The 23466-nt window shown below is 45.9% G+C and carries 23 protein-coding genes and 4 pseudogenes; 17 read left to right on the top strand and 10 right to left on the bottom strand.

Annotated features, from left to right (window positions below):
* The first annotated feature begins 493 nt into the window (after positions 1 to 493).
* A complete protein-coding gene (locus tag Q0600_RS06280; protein ID WP_298758200.1) occupies positions 494 to 739 on the top strand; it encodes a hypothetical protein in 246 nt (81 codons plus the stop codon).
* 143 nt (positions 740 to 882) lie between these two features.
* On the opposite strand, the gene Q0600_RS06275 is transcribed toward Q0600_RS06280, so the two are convergent.
* From Q0600_RS06275 to mobB, 4 genes are all read right to left on the bottom strand, one after another.
* Positions 883 to 1050 (bottom strand): hypothetical protein, encoded by a 168-nt coding sequence (locus Q0600_RS06275; protein WP_298758198.1) that lies wholly within the window; start codon positions 1048 to 1050, stop codon positions 883 to 885.
* 157 nt (positions 1051 to 1207) lie between these two features.
* Positions 1208 to 1417 (bottom strand): hypothetical protein, encoded by a 210-nt coding sequence (locus Q0600_RS06270; RefSeq protein ID WP_005872202.1) that lies wholly within the window; start codon positions 1415 to 1417, stop codon positions 1208 to 1210.
* Positions 1417 to 2265 carry a class 1 fructose-bisphosphatase gene (locus Q0600_RS06265; protein ID WP_298758196.1) on the bottom strand — a complete coding sequence of 283 codons (849 nt, stop codon included), beginning with the start codon at positions 2263 to 2265 and terminating at the stop codon, positions 1417 to 1419. The genes Q0600_RS06270 and Q0600_RS06265 overlap by 1 nt, the downstream gene beginning before the upstream one ends.
* Before the next feature lie 9 nt (positions 2266 to 2274).
* Positions 2275 to 2763 (bottom strand): molybdopterin-guanine dinucleotide biosynthesis protein B, encoded by a 489-nt coding sequence (gene mobB / locus Q0600_RS06260; protein WP_298758194.1) that lies wholly within the window; start codon positions 2761 to 2763, stop codon positions 2275 to 2277.
* 100 nt (positions 2764 to 2863) lie between these two features.
* Between mobB and Q0600_RS06255 the strand changes: the two genes are divergently transcribed.
* Together Q0600_RS06255 and Q0600_RS06250 are read left to right on the top strand one after the other, a co-directional pair.
* On the top strand, positions 2864 to 3385 hold the full coding sequence (locus Q0600_RS06255; RefSeq protein ID WP_298758192.1) for a hypothetical protein: 522 nt from the start codon (positions 2864 to 2866) through the stop codon (positions 3383 to 3385).
* A 10-nt stretch (positions 3386 to 3395) separates the two neighbouring features.
* The gene (locus Q0600_RS06250) at positions 3396 to 4352 is read left to right on the top strand and encodes a hypothetical protein (protein ID WP_298758186.1); all 957 of its coding nucleotides are present in this window, start codon (positions 3396 to 3398) and stop codon (positions 4350 to 4352) included.
* 281 nt (positions 4353 to 4633) lie between these two features.
* On the opposite strand, the gene Q0600_RS06245 is transcribed toward Q0600_RS06250, so the two are convergent.
* The 5 genes from Q0600_RS06245 to gltX all read right to left on the bottom strand — a co-directional run bounded on the left by Q0600_RS06245 (position 4634) and on the right by gltX (position 10244).
* On the bottom strand, positions 4634 to 5446 hold the full coding sequence (locus tag Q0600_RS06245; RefSeq protein WP_298758183.1) for a hypothetical protein: 813 nt from the start codon (positions 5444 to 5446) through the stop codon (positions 4634 to 4636).
* Positions 5447 to 5526: 80 nt separating this feature from the next.
* Complete coding sequence (locus Q0600_RS06240) at positions 5527 to 6906, bottom strand: hypothetical protein (protein ID WP_298758181.1); 1380 nt, start codon at positions 6904 to 6906, stop codon at positions 5527 to 5529.
* Positions 6907 to 6985: 79 nt separating this feature from the next.
* Entirely contained in the window at positions 6986 to 8650 is a 1665-nt protein-coding gene (locus Q0600_RS06235) for a lytic transglycosylase domain-containing protein (protein WP_298758179.1), read from the bottom strand.
* Entirely contained in the window at positions 8647 to 8943 is a 297-nt protein-coding gene (locus Q0600_RS06230) for a YggT family protein (protein ID WP_298758176.1), read from the bottom strand. The genes Q0600_RS06235 and Q0600_RS06230 overlap by 4 nt, the downstream gene beginning before the upstream one ends.
* Complete coding sequence (gene gltX, locus Q0600_RS06225) at positions 8937 to 10244, bottom strand: glutamate--tRNA ligase (protein ID WP_298758173.1); 1308 nt, start codon at positions 10242 to 10244, stop codon at positions 8937 to 8939. The genes Q0600_RS06230 and gltX overlap by 7 nt, the downstream gene beginning before the upstream one ends.
* Before the next feature lie 114 nt (positions 10245 to 10358).
* Between gltX and mscL the strand changes: the two genes are divergently transcribed.
* The 11 genes and pseudogenes from mscL to Q0600_RS06175 all read left to right on the top strand — a co-directional run bounded on the left by mscL (position 10359) and on the right by Q0600_RS06175 (position 20395).
* Positions 10359 to 10763: a large-conductance mechanosensitive channel protein MscL gene (gene mscL, locus Q0600_RS06220; RefSeq protein WP_298758170.1), complete on the top strand. Its 405-nt coding sequence runs from the start codon at positions 10359 to 10361 to the stop codon at positions 10761 to 10763.
* Between the two features lie 9 nt (positions 10764 to 10772).
* Complete coding sequence (locus Q0600_RS06215) at positions 10773 to 11411, top strand: Crp/Fnr family transcriptional regulator (protein WP_297962290.1); 639 nt, start codon at positions 10773 to 10775, stop codon at positions 11409 to 11411.
* A 3-nt stretch (positions 11412 to 11414) separates the two neighbouring features.
* A complete protein-coding gene (locus Q0600_RS06210; RefSeq protein ID WP_298758166.1) occupies positions 11415 to 12542 on the top strand; it encodes a metallophosphoesterase in 1128 nt (375 codons plus the stop codon).
* A complete protein-coding gene (asd, locus tag Q0600_RS06205; RefSeq protein WP_298758165.1) occupies positions 12543 to 13613 on the top strand; it encodes an archaetidylserine decarboxylase in 1071 nt (356 codons plus the stop codon). It abuts the gene before it with no gap.
* 82 nt (positions 13614 to 13695) lie between these two features.
* Positions 13696 to 14181, top strand: coding sequence for a prepilin-type N-terminal cleavage/methylation domain-containing protein (locus Q0600_RS06200; RefSeq protein ID WP_298758162.1), 486 nt, complete (start codon positions 13696 to 13698; stop codon positions 14179 to 14181).
* A 4-nt stretch (positions 14182 to 14185) separates the two neighbouring features.
* Positions 14186 to 14437, top strand: a pseudogene (locus Q0600_RS10575) (primosomal protein N'); the annotation flags it as partial.
* Between the two features lie 693 nt (positions 14438 to 15130).
* A pseudogene (gene priA / locus Q0600_RS10570) lies at positions 15131 to 16459 on the top strand (primosomal protein N'); the annotation flags it as partial.
* Between the two features lie 650 nt (positions 16460 to 17109).
* Positions 17110 to 18033: a hypothetical protein gene (locus Q0600_RS06190; protein WP_298758157.1), complete on the top strand. Its 924-nt coding sequence runs from the start codon at positions 17110 to 17112 to the stop codon at positions 18031 to 18033.
* A 278-nt stretch (positions 18034 to 18311) separates the two neighbouring features.
* Positions 18312 to 18860 carry a hypothetical protein gene (locus Q0600_RS06185; protein ID WP_298758153.1) on the top strand — a complete coding sequence of 183 codons (549 nt, stop codon included), beginning with the start codon at positions 18312 to 18314 and terminating at the stop codon, positions 18858 to 18860.
* Positions 18861 to 18919: 59 nt separating this feature from the next.
* On the top strand, positions 18920 to 19534 hold the full coding sequence (locus Q0600_RS06180; RefSeq protein ID WP_297914539.1) for a hypothetical protein: 615 nt from the start codon (positions 18920 to 18922) through the stop codon (positions 19532 to 19534).
* Between the two features lie 291 nt (positions 19535 to 19825).
* Positions 19826 to 20395 (top strand): hypothetical protein, encoded by a 570-nt coding sequence (locus tag Q0600_RS06175; protein ID WP_298758150.1) that lies wholly within the window; start codon positions 19826 to 19828, stop codon positions 20393 to 20395.
* Between the two features lie 215 nt (positions 20396 to 20610).
* On the opposite strand, the gene ybeY is transcribed toward Q0600_RS06175, so the two are convergent.
* Complete coding sequence (gene ybeY / locus Q0600_RS06170) at positions 20611 to 21240, bottom strand: rRNA maturation RNase YbeY (protein WP_298758147.1); 630 nt, start codon at positions 21238 to 21240, stop codon at positions 20611 to 20613.
* Positions 21241 to 21294: 54 nt separating this feature from the next.
* Between ybeY and Q0600_RS06165 the strand changes: the two are divergent.
* The 3 genes and pseudogenes from Q0600_RS06165 to Q0600_RS06155 all read left to right on the top strand — a co-directional run.
* Positions 21295 to 21543: pseudogene (locus Q0600_RS06165) on the top strand (7-cyano-7-deazaguanine synthase); the annotation flags it as partial.
* 333 nt (positions 21544 to 21876) lie between these two features.
* Positions 21877 to 22323 (top strand): annotated as a pseudogene (locus Q0600_RS06160) (7-cyano-7-deazaguanine synthase); the annotation flags it as partial.
* 362 nt (positions 22324 to 22685) lie between these two features.
* Complete coding sequence (locus Q0600_RS06155) at positions 22686 to 23135, top strand: hypothetical protein (protein ID WP_298758145.1); 450 nt, start codon at positions 22686 to 22688, stop codon at positions 23133 to 23135.
* Positions 23136 to 23466 lie beyond the last annotated feature (331 nt).

The following is a 23466-nucleotide window of genomic DNA, read 5'->3' as shown; positions in this document are numbered from 1 at the left end:
TGACGCGCGCCTTTGCGAACAGATCGATGACGCACAGCTTCGCGAATGGATCAATTCTAAAATTCCGCGCGCCAGCCGATCGGTTTTTAAATTTAACGCAATCGTCGCCGTAATGCGCCTTAATTTTAAAATTTTAACGCGAGCGGTTGCATGTGCCTCGGCTTTGAAATTTTAACGAGCGCTTCACATACACGCTCAGTTGCAAAATTTCAATATGAGCATTATGTGCTTGAATTATACGAGTATTCGTGCGACGGACCCGCTCACTAGACTTTAAATTTAGCTTTTAAATTTCAATGCGCGGATCGCGGTTTAAATTTGTAGTTTAAATTTGCGGCTCGAATTTTGTGAGGCAAAATTTGCCGTTTTGCTGCGTCGCTAAGTTTTCGAGTTAAATTCCGCAAGGCAAAATTTAAATTTCATCGCCGGTAGCAGAGCCGTCACTCTAGTCGTGAGCTAAATTTAACAAGGCAAAATTTAAACTAGCAAAAGATTGGCGACGAACGACGGCTTGCGCAAGTCGGTAAATTTTAATCGCGTAAATTTAAAGATCGCGGCGGTAAAATTTAGCCCGCCGAAATTTTATTTTGCGTACTTCAGACATTCGCGTATTTGCACTCATAAACGGCTCATGATCGCAGCTAAAATTTTGCGAAGTAAAATTTCGCGCCTTAAAATTTTATCCGTAAATTTTAAAAACTCGACGAAGGATACAACCCCGCCGTTCCGCCTGTCTTAAAATTTTATCTACAAATTTTAAAAATCTATCTGACCGCGGAGCCCGAGATCAACGTTTGTCCGCTTCAATTAGCCGCGTGCTGAATTAACCGTATGTGCGTTTGAAATTTAGCCGCACGCCTGCAATTTAGCTACGCCCTCATTTTAAGTTTTATCGGCAGCCCCAAAACCTGGTCCGCAAAACAGATGCGCTGCAGAGTAGACCCTGCCGCAATGCCAAATCGTGCCGTAAATTTTATCGTTTCGCAGTGGGGTAAATTCCGTGCTGCAAAGTAAGAACCTATGCGCCGCCGGATCAAATTCGCATCGCATAGCAAATTCCGAGCGAATTCTGCGTCGTAGCTTGGTTTACAGAGATCTTGCGTGCAAAGCCCGCTTCATAAAAATTATGCGCCTGCAAGAGGAAGGCGACGGGGTGCATTTATGCCAAAGTCCGTCAAAAATCCCCATCACGCCGCAAAAGTACGTTTTAAAACGAAAAATCCCCCGTCGCGCCGTGCGACATGCTCTCATAGACCGCCTTGACGTATTTGTCGCGTACCGCGCAATCTAGCAGCTTCTCGCACTCCAGGCAGCTGGTGAGGTTGTGCTCGGCTTGACACGCTTGCAGCGCGGCTAAGCTTTTATCCAAAATTTCGTCGTAAACGTCGCGCGGCGCAGCGACCTCGGTATCCGCCATCAGTTTTTCCCGCCGTAAATTTCATGCATCTTCGCGATCTCGTACTTCGAGCCGAAAAAGCAAGGGCTGCTTTGGTGGATTTTCTCGATTTTAAGCTGCAAAAGCGAGCCGTTTTCGCCGTCGCTGGTGGCGCCTCCGGCGCGCTCGAAGATGAACGCGAACGGTAGCACTTCGAAGGTTACGCGAAGCTTACCGAGCGGATGGTCGCTGGTAGCGGGGTAGCTGAAAAGTCCGCCGCCTTTTAATAAAATTTGATGCAGGTCGCTTACCATCGCGCCGCTGTATCGTAGGCGGTAACCCTCGTCAAACAGCGCCCGCACGAGCTTTCGGTGCGGTTTGCTCCAGCCCTTTTGCGTCGCGCCCGTGGCGTTTAGCTTACCTTTTTCGTTCAGTCGTAGGTCTTTTACGAAGCTAAATTTGCCCTCGCGATTTAGGCGGTAGAGCTTCGGTGCGTCCTCGCAAACGACCATCTCAAGGCGCGGTCCGTAGATGCAATAGATCGCCGCCTTTAAGCTTGCGGGCGAAATTTCATCCTCGTAGATGCCAAATATCGAGCCCACGGCAAAATTTACGTCCACCAAGCTCGAGCCGTCGAGCGGATCATAAGCGACGATTAGGCGCGCATCCTTTCTAAGCTCTAGCGTCTCATCTTTCTCCTCGCTGATTAGGGCGCGTACGAGCGGGTTTTTGCGAAATTCCGCCTCGATTATGGCGTCGCTTTTTACGTCGAGTTTGAGCTGCGTATCGCCCGTGCTGTTGTGATGATCGGTGTAGCCGAAGTCCGCGTATTTCAGCTCCTCGGCGATTTGTAGCGCGATATTTTGGATTGATTTTACGATCTCTTGCATTTTATTCCTTTACATTTTTTTGGCGTTTTTTAAGATCCATTCGCTAATGCCCGCAGCGTCGTTGATATTGAAATTTACGCGGCAAAATTTATCCATCTGCTCGCCGCTTAAATTTGAAGCGATCGCGTCCGAAAATGGCAGATACGCCGGATCGATCTTGTCGCGAAACAGGCTTATGCGCGGCAGCGGCAGCGTCTTTAGCCCCTCTACGAGCAGGATGTCAAACTCTCCTAGCATCCGCACGACCTCGTCAATCTGCATACAGCGCTGCGAAAAATAGCTCGTCCGCGTAGGGCTCATCACGACGGTCTCGGCGCCGAGCTCGCTAAATTTGGCGCTGTCCTTGCCCTCTACGTCAAAGCGCGCCTTATCGCCGGGATCGTGCTTTACGATCGCAGTCCGAAGCCCGCTAGCGATAAAAATTTTAGCGATCTTGCAGATTAGCGTCGTTTTGCCGCTGTTGGAAGGGCCTGAAAATGCGATAACAAGTCTTTTCATTTTTAAAATCCGGCTTTTTAAGATGAGCAGATTGTAGCGAATTTAGCCTTTTAAAAAGCAAAATTCGTTAAAATGCGCCTAAAATTTCAAAGGAAGATCGATGAAGAAATTTGATTTTAGTGGCGCGCTAAACGGCCTGCTAAAGGGCGCGCTCCTAGCCGCGCTAGCGCTATTTTTAAACTCCTGCTCCGCAAACGATCCCCGTCATGATCCGCTTAAAAACGAGTTTCTTGCTTATACGCAAAAATTTGAATCGGTGCGCGCGGGTGATCGCTATTTGGCAGTGGCGACCTATCTAAATCCCGTAGCGCCCGAGCTTAGAAACGCCGCTGGAGACGAGGTGTTTTTGCTCGCATCCTATCCTAAAGAAGTACAGATCGGCGCGGTTCAAATTAACGGCGTAAACGCAAACGTAGTGCCGCTGCACGACGGAGATCCGCTTTTGCAAAAGGAGCTTTTTAAGATCGCTTGGTCAAGCCGCTACAAGATCACCGCGCCTAAGAGCGATAAGGACGAGCTGGTGCTTAGCTACCGCACCTCAAATGGTCTGGGTGCCACGATGAAATTTCGCAAAGTTTCAAAGTCGCTGTATTGGCACCCGCAGATCGATCTGAAAGATTAAAGGAGAGAGGATGGGTTACGACATAAGCTACCACGCGATCGGCAAAGATGAAATTTTACAGTGGTATTTTAAGCCGCTAAAGCTTGCGCAGAGGGGAGATTTTGAGGCTATCGCTAAAATCGCGCGCGAAGCGGGGATGGATGAATTTTACGCAGAAAAATACGCGGACGGCTTCCGCTCGGCGCTGCAGTACGGCACGCAGGGGATTTTTAATAAAACGCACGGATTTCATATAGCCGTGGCGCAGGGCTATTTTAGAGAGTATTTTTACACGCGCGGCACGGCGTTTAGCTTTTTGGCGGAGCAAAGCTCTAAATTTAAATCCTACATAAGCGATTGGCGTGAGGTTTTGCCGGCGGAATTTCTAGCGGAGTTTAGCGGTGAAATTCACAACGAGATCGTCGAGAATTACTGCTGCGGCGCGTATCTTGGCGCCGATAACGTGCAGAAACTGCTGCGCGATTATGAGGCGGGCGGCGAGGTTAAATCCGCCGTAGATGAGTTTTATGCGCAGAATTTGCCCGTGTTTTTAAAGGCGCTAAATTTGGCGCGCGAGCTTGAAGTGGGACTACTTGAGGCTACCGAGGTGGTTGAGCCCAATCCGATCGATCTGAATAGGTCCGAGTCGTTTTCAAATCTTTTTAATTGTGATCCGCAGGGCGCGCTGATCTACGCGGATATTGCGGCGCAGCAGATCGGCGAGGCGATAGAGCGTAGCAATACAGGCGGAGGCGTTAGGATGGTCAGAGAGAATTTTACCTCGCGCGGTGTCGATGTAACGGGCGGCGGCAGTGTGATGGAAGCGGATGGCGGCGCAATTAAGGCAAGCGGCGAGAATTCCGTCCCGTGCAGCGGCGATACGATAGAAGGCGGCAGTGAGAATTCCGCCGCAGAAGATCATGAAGATGAAACCTCCGCAGGCGGCGAAAAGTCGCTTTTCGGCAAGATCAAAGGGCTTTTTAAATAGCAATTTGATCGCTAAATTTTAAAGTACTCGCGGAGTCGTACGATTTAAATCACGATTAAATCATTTCGCATCCGTAAGTTCTGCGCCACGCGGTTAAATTTAGCTAAAACGGCGCAGTCGACAAGCGTAAATTTAAAATTTAAAACTTGCCGAAATTTTAAAACGGCGGTTTGCATATCTGAAGTTACGAAATTTTAAAGCATCGCAAACAAGCAAACAAGCTGCAAAGCGGCTAAATTTAAACTTGTCGCAGCCTTTGCGGCGGATAAGCTGCGGATAGTTTATCTGTTTAAATTTTTGATCTTTTGTTGATCCAGCGGCAGGTCGGAGCGAATTTTTATTATGACCGTATCGTCTTTAAGGGCGTCTCCGCCTATTAAAACGCCTCCGTCATCCGTGCTTACGGCGCTTTTGAGCCAAAAGTCTTGCAGTTTCGCTTTGTTTTCACTCAATATATTGCCGTCCAAATCAAGCTCTAAAAATATCGTTTGATCCTCCGAGGCGTCGTTTGCACCAATCAAAAGTAGCCCGTCTTTGTAGTTTGCTAATTTATAGGTTGCGTTTAGCGTGTCGGGCAGATCACAGACGCCGCGATCTCTTCCGCAAATTTGCTTTCTCCAAATTTCATTACCTAAGGCATCGAATTTTGCGATATTTGCGCCGAATTTCGCCAGTAGAAATATCGATCCGTCCTTTGCTTTTAGCAGTTGCGCCCCATGATCCATTACAAGCTCGTTCGAGGCGCCGCCATCCTTCGTGCGGGCGAAATTTACGCTCTTATGCCAAAGCTCCTCACCTTTGGCGTTAAATTTTAAAAATCCGTCTTTTTCGATGATGAGCAGGATTTCGCTTTCGGATATTTTGGCTATCTTTGTCATGGCGCCGTCAAACGGCCTTTTGCTCTTTGCGATATTTAGCTTTTTCTTCCATAGCAGTTTTTCTCTCTCATAAAAGCATAGATCGTCGTTTTCGTCTATCGCGGCAAATTTATCGCCGAAGCTCGCTACTTCTTTAAATTTAAGCGGAAATTCGTAGATTATCTTTTTCGTTTCGGTGTCTAAAATTTGATTATCCAAAAGCGCGTACGAGTCCATCGCCGCTACCGGTATATTGGCTGCGGATACCATATTTAATTTTTTGCGCCAAAGCTCCGCTCCCTGCTCGTTTAACGCAACTAGCGAGACTTGGTATTCGTCGTCCGCGCTTGCAAGGAGCAGATATCCTTGCGGAGATTTTTTATTATGTTATCAACGGTTCGAAAGCCGTTTTTAGTGTAAGGAAGTTCCCAGATCGCGCCTTTTTCTTCGGGGCTTTTTTCGGCTAAAATTTCATTTTGCATCTGCGCAGATTGAGCGGATTTCTCGGCGGAGCTTAACGAAGCGCGATCAAGCCCGCTTATGAACGCTCCGTTTCTCGTAAAATAGGAAAAGAAAAGATATTTGCCGCGAGATTCGACGCTTACGCCTTTTAGGCTCTGCGGAAAGAGATATCTTTTTATCGGGGCGGGGTCGAGTTTGTTGCTAAAATCGATTAGATCTACGCTTGGAAACTCCCCCTTTTCGGATATTTTTTTACCCAAGTAGGCTAAATTTAGATCCTCTATGACTTTAAAATTATTTAAATGCGCGCCGCTGTAATACGCGCTTGATTGCGCCGTATCGTTTTCGCCTAAATCATATAGCCCAAATTCGCTCCAATTTGATGAAAATACCCGCTTGCCGTCTTTGGATAGCGCCATTTTATCAATTTCTAAATACGGATGGGCGATATAACGGATCTGCTTTAAGATATTAAAGCTTTGCGCGGCATTTGCGCGGTACCTATGCATATCCGATATATCTAAAATATAAAACCCCGTCCAGCTTGCCAGCAAGAGTTCGTTCTCAGATAGCAGTTTCAGATCGCCGAGCTCCTTTATTTCGGATAATCTATGCGGTGTGCAAGCGTAATCGTATTCCCGCTTAGTGACTTTGGAAGGGGCGATAAAATAAGCAAGCTGTGTAAATTTATCATCTTTTACGTCATAGGCAGTAAGGGTGCTGAAAAAATCCTTCGCAAAAAGGGTGCGTCCGTCGGCTGAAAGTTCTATTTTATTTACAAATCGCGCCTCAAGCCGGGCCGAAATTTTAATATCTCTTCGGTCGCTAAGATCCAGTTTATAAATTCCGAAATTCGGATCGGCGACGAATAGACTTTTGCCGTCTTTGCTCTGCGCGATATCTATGTAGGCGGGATCAAGCTCATGCTGCGGAAAAGAAAATATGCCCGCAAGCCTTAGAGTGCGCGGCTCGGTAACATCGATCAGGACGATACCGCCTTTGTCGTCGCCCAAGCCAAAGAGCGTATTTTGATCCTCAGAAAGGCGCAGCTCGTAAATTTCAAACGGAAGCTTAAGCGCGTTTTTTGCAAGCTCTCTTTCCTCTAAATTTACCTCTTGCAGCGCGCCGCCCTGTTTTTTAGCGGCGGCAAGATCGCTTTTAAGGATTAAAATTTCATCCTCTTTCAGCGATTTCGCGGCATCTTTGGTAGCCGAAAATTTTGAGTCGCCGCGCAAATTTCGCAGACAAAAGCCGAAGCGGCTAAAATTTTAACTATAAAATTTCGCTTTGCTTTCATTTCGCCGCCTCGTAAATTTATCTGAAATCATCGCTTCTGCTAGGTATCAGCAGATCTTGCAGCTCCTGCTGCACCGAGACTTTCGCGCGCGGATCGAGGATCTGCGAGTAGATGATGAAGTTTGCGAGCACCTTTTTGCCGTAGTCTCTACTCTCGGCATACGGCACGAGTTCCATGCTAAGCCACGGCTCAAATTTGCCCTTATTAAACATATCGCCGCGCTGAAGCATCTTTTTCACGAGCCCAAGCCCGCCGTTGTAAGCGTATGCGATGAAAACGGGGCTGTAAATTTTGCGCTCCAGCCAGTCGATGTGGATGTTGGCGAAGCGGTAAGCGACCTCGGGGCGGAACATATCGTCTTGATCGAAGCCTGCGATCGCAAGCTGTTTTTTGCCGATGTCGTTAGCCAAAAACGGCATAAACTGCATCATCCCTAGCGCATACGAGGTAGAAACGGCACTTGGGATAAAGCGGCTCTCTTGGCGAGCGAGCGCTAAAATAAGCGCCTTGCGGCGATTATCGCCGTCGCCGATATACTCCATAAACGGCGTCGGATAGAAGTTATCCTTACCGCCGCTTGCTTTATTCATGATGTATGAGTACTCGCCGATGCTTTGCTTAGTATCGAATTTTTTGGCAAATTCCAAAAGCTGCGGGCGAGACATCCGATCAGCGCTATTTTTCGTGCGAACCCAAGCGAAAGGATCGGTAATATCGTAGCCTTCGATGGAATTTTTAGCAGGATTTGGGATGATTATGTTTAAATTCCTATCTCCTAAGACCTCCTTGGCATAAAGCGCGTAGAGGCTGTAATAATCGCTGCTAGCAAGCTGGCGCAAGACGTTTTGATCTCCATTTAGCAGGTAGATCCAAAATTTCGCATTGTGCACGTCGTGAGGCTTCTCAAAGCTCGCTGCTGCGCGGCTAAAAAATGCAAGCGCAGCCCCTTCATCGCCCTGCATTACGGCATTTACGCCCAGCATAAACGCTACGTCCTTCTCCGCGGTTAGCGGATCGACGCCCGTGAGCGAGCGGCGCAAGTGTGGGTATTTGCGGTTGATTAGCGCGTCGTTGAGAACCGCTTTGAAGCTTGGTTGAGCGCTTAGGCCGGTAACGAAGGTCGCATCAGCGTCGATGTCGATCAGAGCGTCTTTGCCCGCATCTTTTAAGTAGTCGTAATATAAAAAGTAGTTTTGCGCGTTACGACTTTGCATAAAATACTCGCTCGGATTTTCGTCGTTAAATCCGCGCAGTAAATTTACGGCGTTTTTACTTGCTGCGTCTTGGTACTTTTCAAGCTGCGAAGCGAGCGTCTCGCGCACCGACGGGCTTAGCTTGGCGATAAAATTTGGATATGAGCGCGCCTTTTTGCAGGTTAAATTTGCATCTAAAATATTTGCCGCCGTTACTCCTGCGCAGCGATCCGGACGCTTAGGAGGGCGAATGGCGCCGAAAATTCTATCTAGCTTCTCTTTTAGTTTGCCTTTGTAGCGAAAGATACTTTGTTTTAAAATTTTAATCTCCGCTTTGTTGTATTTCGTCTCATCTATTAGGCGATAGATGTAATAATCCTTAGCTAGGGATTTTGGCTCGTCTTTGATCTGTTCGTAGCTTAAAATTTTACCGCTACTTGCGGCGCACAGCAGTCCTAAAACAAGGCTAAATTTCAGAAATATTTTCAAATGACCGTCCTATTGATGATATAGATTATCGCGCTGTCAAAGAAATTAAGCACGAGCAGGATAAGAAGCGGCGAAAGATCAAACCCGCCGAAAGTCGTAGGCAGATAGCGGCGCACCAATGCAAACGCAGGCTCCGTAAGCGCAGAGATCGCGCGGACGATTTTATAAAATTTACCGAACGGATTTGGACGGATGAAACTCAAAACGCAGGCGACGAAAATTAGCATCATATAAGCTTGAATCACGTAGTGCAAGGTTATGAGCGCACCGTAGATCAGGCTGTTTGCTAGCATATGATCTCCTTTAAATCGGCGCGGATCAGCGGATACAGCTCGCTAAGCTCCGGTCCGTGAGGTGCGCCGGTCAGTAAAAACCTAAGCGGCATAAACAGGCTCTTACCTTTTAAATTTGTAGCCTGCGAGAGCGCCGCTTTGAAATCATTAAATTCTGCTGCTGCATCGTTTGAGCTTAATAAATTTAAGATCGCCTCTCGCAGCGCCTGCGCCTGCGTCGCCCACTCCTGCGGGATATCTTTAGCGCCGTAGATCGCTGCGATCTTCTCTTTGATACGTGGGATAAGGCTCGCTTCTTGAGTGTAAAATTTTATCAAAGGCGCAAATTTCGGCTCGAGCTCAAAAAGCTCCGCCAATCGCTGCTCGCTCGCTCTTTTGATATGCTCTCGGTTTATAAAGGCGAGTTTGTCCTCGTCAAATTTTGCCGGGCTTTTTGAAATTTTAGCGATATCGAAAAACTCCACCGCCTCATCCATGCTAAATACCTCGCGCGGCGTTTTGTTACCCAGTAGGATCAGATAATTCGCAATCGCTTCGGGCAGGTAGCCGCTTTGAAGTAGCCATTTTACCGAGGAGCTAGCTTCGCGCTTGCTCATCTTTTTGCCTTCGGAATTTAATATGATCGGCAGGTGCGCGTATTTGATCTCGCCTTCGTAGCCAAGGCTTTGGCGGATCCAGTTTTGCTTCGGGGTGTTTGAGACGTGATCCTCGCCGCGGATTACGAAGCTCACGCCCTGCATCATATCGTCGCAGGCGCAGGCGAAGTTATATGTAGGCGTCTTGTCTGCGCGCATGATGACGAAGCTGTCGATATTCTGCGGCTCAAATGCGATACGGCCCTTGATCGCGTCGGTAAATTCCAGCGCATGATCAGGCTTTTTAAGGCGGATGGTAAAGGGCTTCTCACAGTTTAGCACCTCTTCGTCGTTTAAATACTCGCAGTGTCCGTCGTAGCGATAAGCCTCGCCCGCGTCCTTGGCGGCTTGTTTTTTCGCTTCAAGCTCCTCCTCGCTGCAAAAACAGCAAAACGCCTTTTTCTCGGCAAGTAGCTTGGCTGCGAACTGCTGATGAAATTTTAAATTTTTGCTTTGATAATACAGGCTCTGCCATGAGATACCGAAGCGCTTTAAAATTTCGATGATCTCTTGATCTTTGCCTTCGATATTGCGCGCAGTGTCGGTATCCTCGATGCGCAAAATAAAGCCGCTTTGATCCTGCAGCGAGCAGATGTAGTTAAAAATAGCCGCGCGTAAATTTCCGATATGCATATCGCCGGTGGGCGACGGAGCGAAGCGATACAATTTAGGTCCTTTGGGTTTAAATTTAAGCTGGGATTATACTTTTTACTTCCTAATAAAAAGCAAAAACAAAGCAAAAATAGGCTAATATCGGCGCATTTTATTTAAGGAGACAATATGAGTTTCATTCAGGAATTCAAAGAATTTGCGATGAAAGGCAACGTCATCGATATGGCGGTGGGCGTCGTCATCGGCGGGGCTTTCGGCAAGATCGTAACCTCGCTCGTAAGCGACATCATGATGCCGGTTTTAGGACTTCTTACGGGAGGCATGAATTTTACCGATCTTAAGATCGTGCTGAAAGAAGCGGTGGGGCAGACCCCGGCCGTTACGATAAACTATGGCTCGTTTATCCGGGTAACGGTCGATTTTATCATCATCGCGTTTTGTATATTCTGCGCGATCAAGGCGATCAATAAGCTTAAAAAACCCGCCGAGCCTGCGCCGGAACCTGCCGCACCTGCCGAGCCTAGCGAAGAGATTAAACTTCTTACCGAGATAAGAGACCTGCTTAAAAAATAGGTTACGGCGATGCTTGAGAGAATTCCTTATTTCAAAGCTCTAAGCGCAGCGCAAATCGATCGTTTGGAGCAGATTAGCATCCATAAAAGCTACAAAAAGGGCGAAATTTTATTTTTCGAGGGCGAGCGCTCGCAGTATCTATTAATCCTGCTAAAAGGAATTTTAAAAATCTATAAAACCTCCGCAAAGGGGCGTGAGATCCATATGCGCGAGATCCGCCCCATCTCGCTCGTGGCGGAGATGGTAAATTTCGAAGAGACGAGCTATCCTGCAAGTGGCGTGTTTTCGACAAACGGCGAGGTGCTAAAGATCGATTATGAAAAATTTAAAAACGAGTTTATGAGCGATCCAAAGATTTGCCTGGAGCTTTTAAAATCGATGTCTGAGAAGATCCGAGCGCTAAATGCGGTCTTTGATAATCAAGTCGTGCTTAACTGCGACGGCAAAATCGCTAAGTTTATCAACGAAAATTTTGATATTTTTATGAGCACAAAGTACACTAGAATAGCCAAAATTCTAAATGTCACCCCCGAAACATTTTCGCGCACCATCACTAAATTTAAAAAGAGCGGCGCGCTAATTTTAGACGATAAGCAAGAAATCACGGGCTTTGATAAAGATAAGCTGGATGAGTATATCCAAGGCTAGAGTTTGAAAAGCGCCTATATTTTCCCGATTGTCGGCACGATTTTATTTCTGTTTTTTAATCTTTACGTCTACAGATCGATCAGCGCGCGTTTTGCGCCATATAAAAGCTTCGCTACGTTTCGCCCTGTCTTGAGCTTACTTTGCGTAGCTTTGGCGATTTTAGATGCAATATTTTTTGCGGGTTTTGGGCTTAATGGAAGCTTTAAAAACGAGCTACTCTATAAGCTATGCGTATTTTGCATGGCAGCGTCCTTTTCGCTCTTTTTTATCTGCCTTGCTTACGATGTGCTAAGCACCGCTACGCATGTAGTTAAATTTAGCCAAAACAGGCGAAAATTTTTAAAAACCTTTATCGACGTGACCTTCGTAATAATGGCGTTTAGCTATATTTTTAAAGGGCTTTATAATGCACTAAAAATTCCAAAAATCACCGAGCGCGAAATAAAAATCAAAAACTTAGCTCGCGAGCTAAGCTTCGTCGTCATCTCGGACGTACATCTAGGCGAGTTTTTGAAAAAGGAGTTTTTGCAAGGCGTCGTAGCGCAGATAAACTCGCTAAATTATGACGCGCTGCTAATAGTAGGCGATATGTTTGATCTGCGCTCGGATGAGCTCGGGGATATTTTGCAGCCTCTTGAGGCGATCAAAAAGCCTATCTTTTTCGTCACGGGCAACCACGAGTATTACCGCGGCGACGCAAGCGGGCTTATCGCGGCAATGCAAAAAGCTGGCGTGCGGGTGCTGCAAAACGAAAGCGTGGAATTTGAGGGGCTAAATTTAATGGGCGTGCACGATCTTAGCGGCTTTCGCTTCGGATATATGCAGCCCGATCTCGGCGCTGCGCTAGCGCAGGCAGATCCCGATAAACCAAAAATTTTACTCGCGCATCAGCCCAAATACGTCGTGGATTTCGTGCGCGACGAGGTTGATCTGTGTATCTGCGGACACACGCACGCGGGGCAAATTTTTCCGTGGACGCTTTTGGTACTGCTTAGCCAGAAGTATCTTTACGGGCTGTATAACGACGGGCTGAAGCAAATCTACGTAAGTAGCGGCGTAGGGTTTTGGGGCCCGCCGATAAGGGTCTTTGCCGATGCCGAGATCGCGCTGCTTAAGCTTAGAAAGGCATAGATGAGAAGTTCTATTTCGAGGATTTTCGGGGTTATCGCCGCGGTGAAATTTCCTAAATTTATACAAAATTTTATCAACCGCAAATATGTGGAATTTTTCAAAATCGATATGAGCGAATTTGATCCGCCGCAAAGCTACGCGAGCCTAAACGCGCTTTTTACCCGCCGCTTGCTGCGTCCGCGCGAGATAGCGGCAGACGAGATGGCTTTTATAAGCCCTAGCGACGGCGTGATCTTTGAGAGCGGATGCTGCGACGATCTGCGGGCTTTTAGCGTAAAGGGCTGCGAATACAGCCTTAGCGAGCTGTTGGGGCGCACGTTTACTGCAAGCGAAAGCGGCGGAGCGGTTAAAAATTTAGATGACGGGGCGGTTACTACGAACGGGAGCGGCGAGGTTGGAACTGGATGCGCAAAAGATGCCGGCGCAGGGATGAAATTTCGCGCCACGCAAGCAAAAATTAGAAGCGATGAAAGCGGCGCAACTTATTCCGCAAGCGGCGTGCGAGCCGAAATTTACAGCGATGAAAATAGCGCGAGCCGCGAAACGAGCGCAGAGGACGCCCAAGGCGGCGAAAATACAAGCGGCGTAAATTTAAGCTACGCAAACATCTATCTAAGCCCGCGCGATTATCATCATTATCACGCGCCGTGCGATCTGAGCGTGCTGCAGGCGCTTTGCATACCCGCTGATCTCTACAGCGTGGCGAAGAAGCTTTTACTTAAAATTCCAAACCTCTACATAAAAAATGAGCGAGTGATTTTAAAGTGCAAAATGCGAAATGGCGGGATTTTGTGGATGGTTTTCGTGGGTGCTTTAAACGTCGGCAAGATGAGATTTGATTTCGATGCGCGAATACAAACGAATGCATGTGCAAGTAGAGCTGAGGCGCTTTACGAATATAAAAATTTGAACTTTAAAAAGGGCGATCATTTGGGAAATTTTGAGCTTGGCTCAACGATCGTGCTCGTAGCGCAAAGCGAGTTTTTAAAATTTGAAATCCCGGCTGATACGTCCGTAAAATTCGGGCAGAAAATCGCAGAATTTAATGAAATTTCACAAAATTCCATTTAAAATGCAGGATTTTTTCTTCAACTAAAATTAATTTTATTTAAATTTGGCTATAATCATCTCACTTTAAATCAAAGGATTTAACATGAAAAATTTAAAAGCTTTTACGATGATTGAGCTTGTTTTCGTCATCGTCGTTTTAGGTATTTTGGCGGGCATCGCGGTGCCTAGATTAGCCGCTACGCGCGATGATGCCACGATCGCTAAGATGCGCGGAGATATCGCTGCCATTAGAAGTGGACTTTCGCTAGTTAGAAGCGAGAATATGATGAGGGGCGTGACTACGTGGCCTGCTTTGGAGGGTTCGGACAATGCCACTCTTTTTGAAGGCGTTTTGCAGCAACCTATCTATCCTATGAGAGATGGTGGTAGGAACGGCTGGACTTTGGTTAGAAATGGCAACGATAATGCCACATCTACATATACGGCTACCGTAGCAGGCAAAAGTACTAACTTTACTTATTATCCAACAAGAGCTAGTATACCTACTTCCGGTGCAAATAAAGATAGAAATGTAGGCTCATTCGATTGTAATCACGCTGACGAGCTTTGCCAATCCTTAGCTCAATAGCTAAATGCTCTATTATGAAGTTGCGGTTTTGGGCGCCAGCCTAAAGCCGCTTACTTATAGTTCAAATTTTAAAATCCCAGCTTATCAAATCGTATCCGTTCCTGTAAAATCGAGCGTCAAATCCGCCGTGATCCTTCGTGAGGTTGCAAAGCCGAGCTTCAAAACCAAGGAAATTTCTGAAATTTCGCAGCTTAAAATTAGCTCGTTTCAGATCGCACTTGCAAATTTTATCGCGCATTACTATGTTTGCGAAAAGGGCGTTGCATTCGGGATCTTTGAGCCTGCGAGCAATACGGCGCAGGATTTGCGGAATTCGCAGGAGGATCCTATGACCGAGCGGAATTGCGCTTGCGAGCAAATTCCCGTTAGTAAGCCAACCTCCGCTTGCAAACAAGCTTCTACCCGCGAACAAAATTTTATTTCCGAGCAGGATTCCATCACCACACAAAATTCTACGCTCGACGATGACTTTAGTGCCATACAAAATTCCGCCTCAATCCAGAAGTTTGTATTGACGAGAAATTCTACTATCTCAAAAAATTCTGTTACCGTCATAAATTCCGTCATCGCGCCAAATTCCATGCAAAAGCAAAATTTAAAGCAGGCGCCAAATTCTATCTCGCAAAATTTGGCGTTAAATTCTACCGCCGCACAGAATTCTATCCAAGAGAGGGACTTTGTCGATGAGCAAAATTCCGTTTCAATTCAAAATTCTACATTGGCTCAAAATTCCGCTATGACAATAAATTTTGCTGCCGCGCCGAGTTCGGCATACAAACAAAATTCCGCCACTGCGCAAAATTCGACCCAAGAACGGGATTTTGCCAAGGGAGAGAATTCCGTTTCGATTCAAAATTCTACTTCAGCGCAAAATTCTATCTCAATTCAAAATTCAGATGCCGCAGCACAAAGCCCCATCCCGACGTCGTTATCTCCGCTTCAGATAGGTAAAATTCCAAACCTCACCCCCGCGCAGGAGCAAGCGCGTAAATTTGCCGAAGCCAATGAGACATCGCTGATTTTCGGCGATACGGGCAGCGGCAAGAGCGAAATTTATATCGCGCTGATCGCGCAGGCGCTCGCTGCGGGCAAGCAGGCGCTGTTTTTGATGCCCGAGATTTCGCTAACGCCGCAGATGACGAAGCGGCTACAGAGCTATTTCGGCGAGCGACTCGGCGTCTGGCACTCTAAAATTTCGCCGAAAAAAAAGCGCGAAATTTTAGAAAAATTTAACGCAGGCGAGATTCGGCTCATCGCGGGCGCTCGCTCGGCGCTGTTTTTGCCCTTTAGCGCTCTGGGTCTCATCGTCGTGGACGAGGAGCACGACGACAGCTACAAATCCGCCGCCGCGCCGCGCCTAAATGCCCGCGACGCCGCGATTTTCGTCGGCAAGAAGCTCGGCATCCGCGTGGTTTTGGGCTCCGCGACGCCCGCGCTTAGCACCTACGCGAAGCAGCCGCACTTCCGCCTGCGCGGCACCTACTTTAGCAGCGCCAAGCGCTTTATTTTCGATGAGAGCGAGACGGGGCTGAGCCCAAAAATTTTAACCGAGATTGGGCGCAGCCTTGAAGCCGGCAAGCAGGCGGTCGTGTTTTTGCCCACGCGAGCGAATTACAAATATATGGTTTGCGAAAACTGCGGGCAGATCGTGCGCTGTCCGTTTTGCGCCGTCGGGATGAGCTACCACGCGGACGCTGCGGCGCTGAAGTGCCATTACTGTGGCTTTAGCACGTTTTATAAGGCGTCTTGCGAAAACTGCGGCGGCGAAGTGATGCAGGCGCGCAAGATCGGCACGGGCGAGCTCGCGGCACAGCTTGCGGCGCGTTTCCCAAACGCCCGCATCGCAAAATTTGATCGCGACGAGATCACGACGCAGCGCAAACTCGAGGCGCTACTCAATAACTTCAACGCCCATAAAATCGACATTCTGGTAGGCACGCAGATGCTTAGTAAGGGGCACGATTACCATGGCGTCGATCTTGCGGTGATAATGGGGATCGACGAACATCTGAGCTATCCCGATTTTAGGGCGCGCGAAAAGACGCTGGCGCTTGCGATGCAGGTGGCTGGCCGCGCGGGTCGCTCGGGGCAGGGCAGGGTCATCATACAGACGCGCCAGAGCGACTTTTTTAGGGATTATATCGAAAACTACGATGACTTTTTGCGTGACGAGGCGGAGTTTAGAGAGGGGCTCTATCCGCCGTATATGCGGCTTTTGCGCGTGCTGATCTCGCATAAAAACGAAAAGGCGGCGAGCGAGATAATGAACGTGGCGCTTGAAATCTTACGACGCAAGCAGGCGGGAGGTAGTGCGTTTGTATCGCATGACGGACTGGATACAGGCTTGAAGCGAGCAAGTTTAAATGCTTTAAATTTAGAAAATGCCGCAGGGGGCGGCAGCAGCGAAATATCAAATTTTAAATTTCAAAGCTTGGATCTGTGCGGGAACAATGCAAATTTAAGCTCCCAAAAAAACGCTTCAAATTTAAAAAATGCCGCGCAAATTTCAGCTTGCGACGCAGACGCGGGTAGCGTAAATTTAAAGCCTGAAAGAAACGGTGCCGCGCAAAATTTTATAAATTTAGCGGCCGAAAATACTGCCGAAAATTCCGCTCAGTATTTGAAAGAGAAAGCGAGCGAGAGCTTTGAGATTATCGGCTATGGCAAGGCGGGTATCGCCTATATCGCGTCGAAATTTCGCTTTGAAATTCTGCTGCGCGCTAGCTCACACGTGCCGCTGATCAATGCCGCGCGCGCGCTTGAGCATCTGCCCGTCGAGATCGATATGGACCCCGTAAACTTTGGCTAAGCGGAGCTTTTAAAATTCGAGCGAAATTTTATCCGCCGCGGACGCCTTTTTGCAGCGTTTGTTTGCGGAGCGGGCTAAAAAATAGTGGCAAAATTTCGGGTAAAATTTAAGGAGACGATTTGAGCGATAATTTAGATGAGCTAAGAGAAGCCTTACGCGGAAGGCACGCGAAGGCGTCTTGCGGATCGCAGACGGATAGCGACGAGCCCGATGCTTGCAATCTGAATTTAAAACCGGATTTAAAACTAGATGGCTCGGAGTTTGCAGATGATAGTGCAGAAACATATACCTACAAGAACGCGAGCCTTTCGAGCAAGGATAATACCATAATCATAGATTATGACAGAGCCCCATTAATCATCACGGATCATCTCTATCGCGATTACGTTAAATATCAATTCCCTGCGATGTGCTGCGTATTTTTAATATTTTTGTTTTTTGCCATCATCGTGGTGGGTCCGCCAGAGCTAGGCGTATTGCGGATGTTTATCCTAGTGCTCTTACCACTCATAGAGGCGGCTAGGCGCGAGGGCGAAGCATATTTCGTGATGACGAACTCTTCCGTCGCGTATTATAAAAAGGGCGAAATTGTGAAATTTTTTGAGCTACAAAAGATCGGTGCGATGGCGGTTAGCTTCGATTGCAGATGGAGTTGGAGGCAGCAAATGCCGTTAGCCCTTAAGATCGTTATCGCCGTTTGGGTTTTACTCGCGCTTAAGTTTGGCGGAGACGACGAAAGCGTGAGTGTTAATATTAGAAATATAGTCTGTATTTTTACTATGGTACTTACCTTGCTTTACGGCTCTAAGATATTTATGCATCTACATAATGGCAGCCTCGGATTTTTCGGCATTCACGATCAGCTCGTGCTATATAAAGAAAACGCCAACGTCGATATAATAAATATTTTGATGGCAAACAAAGATGAATACGTGCAGCTACGAGAGTATTTCTTAGCCGTGCTAAATGTCGATATAGACGAGCTGCGGCGCACGATGTCGGTTTTCGATGAAAAGATAGAATTTAAGAAATTTAAATTCTAAATCGGCGCGCTTGAGGTTTGTCCACAAAACAAATACATACTCCGTGAGTATTGGCTAGGCGTGCAGTTAAGCGAATTTTATTCACATAAATTTTGCCCGCGGAATTTACATGATACGACGATAAATTTTACGCCCCGTCATTCTTATATCAGATTAAAATCAAAATATAATATCAAATTGCAAATGCGATTTAATCTTAACGGGATATAATAAGTCATCGCTCTTTTTGAAAGAGGCAAAACTATTTGCACCGATATAGAGCATATAAAGGCGACGATTTGAAAAAACTACTTAGAAATTTTATGATTTTCGCAGGTTTTATCTTTATACTATACACCTCTTATTTTCTATATTTTTATTCTAAAAGAGCCGAATATTCGGCTATTTTATTGCAAAAGGCGCTTGGGTATGAAGAGGAATTTTTTACTGAGAAAACACAAAATTTAGACCCGTCTGAGCAGATTGAGCTACGGCATGAGTTTGAAAAAGAGAAATTAAAGCTAGAAAAATATTGCAGCGATGCCATAATAAACGGCGACAATAGCCATTGCAAGGTTTATTATAACTTCGATTTCGACTATATTCATTTCTACGACGGGCGAAATCAAGATATCGCGCTGGGCTACGACTTTGATAACGAAAGCATTGAGTTTTATAAAAAGCTATCAGATCACTATGATTACAAAGGTAAAAAATGCAGGTCGCGCAGGGTATACAGCGAGCACCATGCGACATTTGCGATTGACAATTTTGAGAATGCGACGTTTTGGCTGGGAGATCATGGCGAATTTACCCTAAAAGATCCATATATTCATGAATGTGAATAAAATCTATTATGCTTAAAGCGAAAGGATAAATCCGCTAAAATGCCTATAAATGGAGCAATATGAGAGTATTAAAATTTATTTTTATAATAGCGGCGTCTATTTTGTTTTGTTATGTGGCGGAGGAGCTTATAAATTATTTGATAATTAAGCCGCGCATTCCTATGGAATTTACCGATATAAATTTAACTAAAGCCGGCAATAAAGCGGAATTATATATAAATAACAAAGATGATAAAATTTGTAGATATTTTACTTTGGATTTTGTCTCATACGATTACGATAGAGATATGAAGCTCTTGGATGATGAATTCGCAAATACGTATATAGGAGGGGAATACGACGTGAACGAAACGCTGCTGCGCGGTACTAAAATACCGCTAAGTCTAAAGATATACAAAATAGATAATGAGCCGAATAAATTTGGACGCAGAAAGGAGTATTTTTATTATAAGTTAAAACCCGTGTTTGCAGAGGTGAGGAATTTACGCCCCGCGTATATGCAAACGAGTATTTATAGGGGCGAGAAACACTATGACGCATATAGTGCGACGATCGCCTGCACGCCCTTACAAAAAGGTATGTATAAGGTAGAACTAGAGAATTTACAAGATTTGCCTATTTTTTCGAATGTAAAAATTTATTTTACTACGAAAGATAGCGGTCTTAAATATTAAGAGGGCTGCAAGAAAAGGTATTTGATAATTGCGATGTAGAAGCTAGTTCGTACAAACCTTTGTTTCTAGGCTTTTTATTTCGCGTTTGTAATAAAAATATTAAGCAGCATTTAATCCGCCGCACAATACAATATATCGTAAATATCATTTGAAATTTAATGAAAATGCAGTTAGATTTTGTGCGCCCATTCGCACTTTGCGGATATCGAGGGTAGCCGTTAAGTCTAATTACCGAACTTGCGATAGCGTGCGCTTTTTGGGCTACCATCTATGTTTATCTAAAGGAACACAATGAAAAATCCGCTTCGTTACGTGGATTATTGTAATGATCTAATCAAATTCGGCTTTGCTAAAAAGCATAATTTTTTAGCTATGATTGCCGTATTTTCTATGGTTCTTATGCCTATATGTTTTTTGGCCGCTTATGCAGTTGCACCCAGTGAGAAGTCCTTACAGAATCCATATATTTTCTCCGGAACAGTAGAGAATTTTTTTAGATTTCATAGTTATAAAAGCGGTAATGGTTGCAAGATATCTGTAGCGGGAAATGGCAAAATCTTTTCTTGGGAATTTATCGATTTTCATATTGATACAAACAAATACGACTATGAAGAAAAATACTTTTGTGATTTTATATTTAGTAGATACATTAATAATAAATGCGTAATCTTAAAAATGATCAATCTTCATATCGTAGAATTTGGAGATTGTGATAATAAAGTAATCATCGAAGTTGATCTTAGGCAAAATTTCTTTGAACAAAAACTCTTTTTATGCAGCGGAATTATTTTGGCGCTAATTTTATTTTTGATATTTTTTAAACTAAATAAAGCATATAAAAATTCATTAAAAGGGGCATAAATATATGGTATAACGTTTCCGCAATGTCTGATGCGATAAGAAATTCTACTTAAAAATACTCGCTGGAATTCATTCTGCTAACATCAAATAAATTTTTCAATATATCGCAAAATTTCTTGTTACTCATGCTTCGACACTTCAAATTTATTGTTCATATATAAACTTTACTTCGTGATCCATATAGCTTATCGCACGGCTCGCTATCCCCGTGGCGCTTACTCCCTACTTCCTTCCGTTCGCACGATCAGGCTTTTTGGAAGGCGGAATTTCTCGATGATCTCGCACTCTTTGGCGCGCATCTGTCCGTCGTCGCTCTCGTGGTCGTAACCTAGCACATGCAGCAGACCGTGCGTAAAAAGCAGCGCCGTCTCGTCATCCCTGCCGTGCCCCAGTTCCGCCGCCTTAAGCTCTACGAGGTCTAAATTTATCACGACCGAGCCGAGCAGTGCGGGGGCGAAATTTCCGCTGCCAAAATTCTCATTCTTTAAATTTTCGTCGTTAGAACTTTCACCCTCGGAATTTTCGAAATTTATAGTATTAGAATTTTCCCTCGCAGAATTCGCAGCGCTTGTATTTTCACTAGCGGAATTCGCAGCGTATGGATTTTTATCGCCGCTGTTTTCATGCGCGGAGCTCTCTTCGCTAAAATCCTCGCTGAAGCCCGCAAACGCCGCAGGATCGAGCGGGAAGCTTAGCACGTCGGTCGCCTTATCGATGCCGCGCGTTTGCGCATTTAGCTGCCGCATCTCCTCGCCGCGCACGAAAATTAACTCGACGCTCCCGCCGCCCAGCTCCGCCGCGATTGCGTCCAAAATTTCGGGATAGGGCTGCTCGCAAAGTATCATTTTTACCCCTCTTTTATAAAATTTTCGTATAATTTTAGCAAAAAAAGGACGAAAATGAGAGCTTTATGCGTGATCAGCGGCGGCATGGACAGCGCGACCTGCGCCTATATCGCGAAGCGCGAAGGTTACGAGATCGTGGCGCTGCATTTTGATTATAATCAGCGCACGATGGACAAGGAGCGCGAGTGCTTCGGTAAAATTTGCGACGATTTGGGGGTCGCAAAGAGGTTCGTTTTAGACGCTCGCTTCATCGCGCAAATCGGCGGCAGCGCCCTCACGGACGGTACTTTGCCGATCAGAAAGGGTGCTGCGGAGCTTGGCGTCGCGGTAAATTCCGCTAGTGTCGAGATTAACAGCGCGGCAAATTCCAAGAGCGTACGCCTAGACGGGCAAAATTCTATCGCGGCAAATTCTATTAATGCCGAGATTGGCGAGCAAAATTTTGCTGCGTCAAATTTCATGATGAGCCCCGCGGACGTTCCGCTTGATGCAGATTCGGCGCGAAGCAGCCGTACGCAGAGCGGTGAAATTTTAACGCAAGGCGGCGAAATTTCACTTCAAAGCGGAGTCGAGCCGCAGCAGGGCGATAAAATTCCACCCAAGCACGCAGGGGGTGAAATTTCATCGCAGAGCGAAAGCGATAAAATTCCGCCAGAGGGTGGCGAGAGCGTGTTTTCGGATCTGCCGAGCACCTATGTGCCGTTTCGCAACGGCGTGTTTTTGAGCATCGCCGCCGCGCTCGCCGAGAAGGAGCGCTGCGACGCGATCTTCATCGGCGTGGTGCAGGAGGATAGCAGCGGCTACCCCGACTGCAGCGCGGAGTTCATCGGCGCGTTCGAGCGAGCGCTCGATCTGGGCACGAGCCGCGACTTTCATCCGCGCATCAAAACCCCGCTCGTGCACCTTAGCAAGGCGCAGATCGTCTCGCTGGCGCTTGAAATCGGCGTGCCGCTAGAGTTTACGTGGAGCTGCTACGAGCGCGAGGACGCTGCGTGCGGGCTTTGCGACAGCTGTCTGCTGCGGCTTAAAGGCTTTGCTGGCGCCGGCGCGAAAGATAAAATCCCCTACGCGTTAGAAGCCTAGGCGAGCCGCGGCGAAATTTACCGAGCCCGCATAGCTCGGCGTGTCATCGCAGCACCTGATATGTGCGGGTTTTGAATACGTAGCGCCGCATAGTTTATAGCGGGATTTCAAACATACGGCGGCGACTTGCACTTTGGCGCGCGCCGAGCCGCGGCTGTAAATTTAAATTGCACTTTAAAATTTTAAAAATTTTAACGAGAGCGTAGCGCACGGTTCAAAGCAAAAATCAATTATAAATTTAACTCCTATGCTTATATTTATTAGCGTATAGATGGGTATAAATATATCGTAGTATAATCCAAGAATTAAATTTTAAGGAGTAAAGAATGGCGTTTGTAGCAGAATATATTTCGAAAGAGGACTTGAAGAAATATAATGTCGTAAATACTGTGAATGAATATAGAATAAAATATGGTTGTAGAGCAACTTTGAGCGATATGGCTATAGCGCAGCTTGATTGGGTTATTGATAGGCAGAGAGATATTTGGTTTATGTTCGTTTGTGATCCATGTTTACCGGATCCGCGAGATGGATTTACGGGTGAGGAGATTTATATTTTATGCTATAAGGGTAATGTTATCGAGCTTGATATAAGGCGAATTTACGACGAAACCACAAGTAAAATGCTAGTCGATAATCCATTTTTTATCAAATATAAGCTAGAAAATATAAATTCTAGCATTTATGGAATTTCATTGGACGAGCTTTATAAAATTTTAAAGGAAGCTCTAACGGAATATGGTAATCGCGGTATTGACGGTAGAGAAAATTTACCAAAAGAACACGAAGTCGTAACTTTTCTGCACGATTAAGAAAGTGCAAAAAATGACAAGCCAACAAAGCTGATCAAATTTTAGCAGATATTGCAAATGGTAAAGATATACGAACCAGTAGCGGCGCCAAGGTAACCGCTGAAAATTTTGAGAAATTTTTTCTAAACGATATGGTTGGGAGACTAGGCACTAAAAGCGAAGGCGATATCTACGAGCATATAAGCGAATATAAATATGTCGTAGATATAATTAAATATTAAATTTAAGGAGTAGAAAATGGCGTTTGTAGCAGAATATATTTCGAAAGAGGACTTAAAGAAATATGATATTATAAATCGTGTAGATCAGTGCTTGGCAAAATATCATTATA

It is taken from the genome of uncultured Campylobacter sp., from assembly GCF_938041645.1.
In the GTDB taxonomy this organism is placed as follows: Bacteria; Campylobacterota; Campylobacteria; order Campylobacterales; family Campylobacteraceae; genus Campylobacter_B.
Note: the sequence above shows the minus strand (reverse complement) of the source record. Positions and strands in the feature narration are given on the sequence as shown.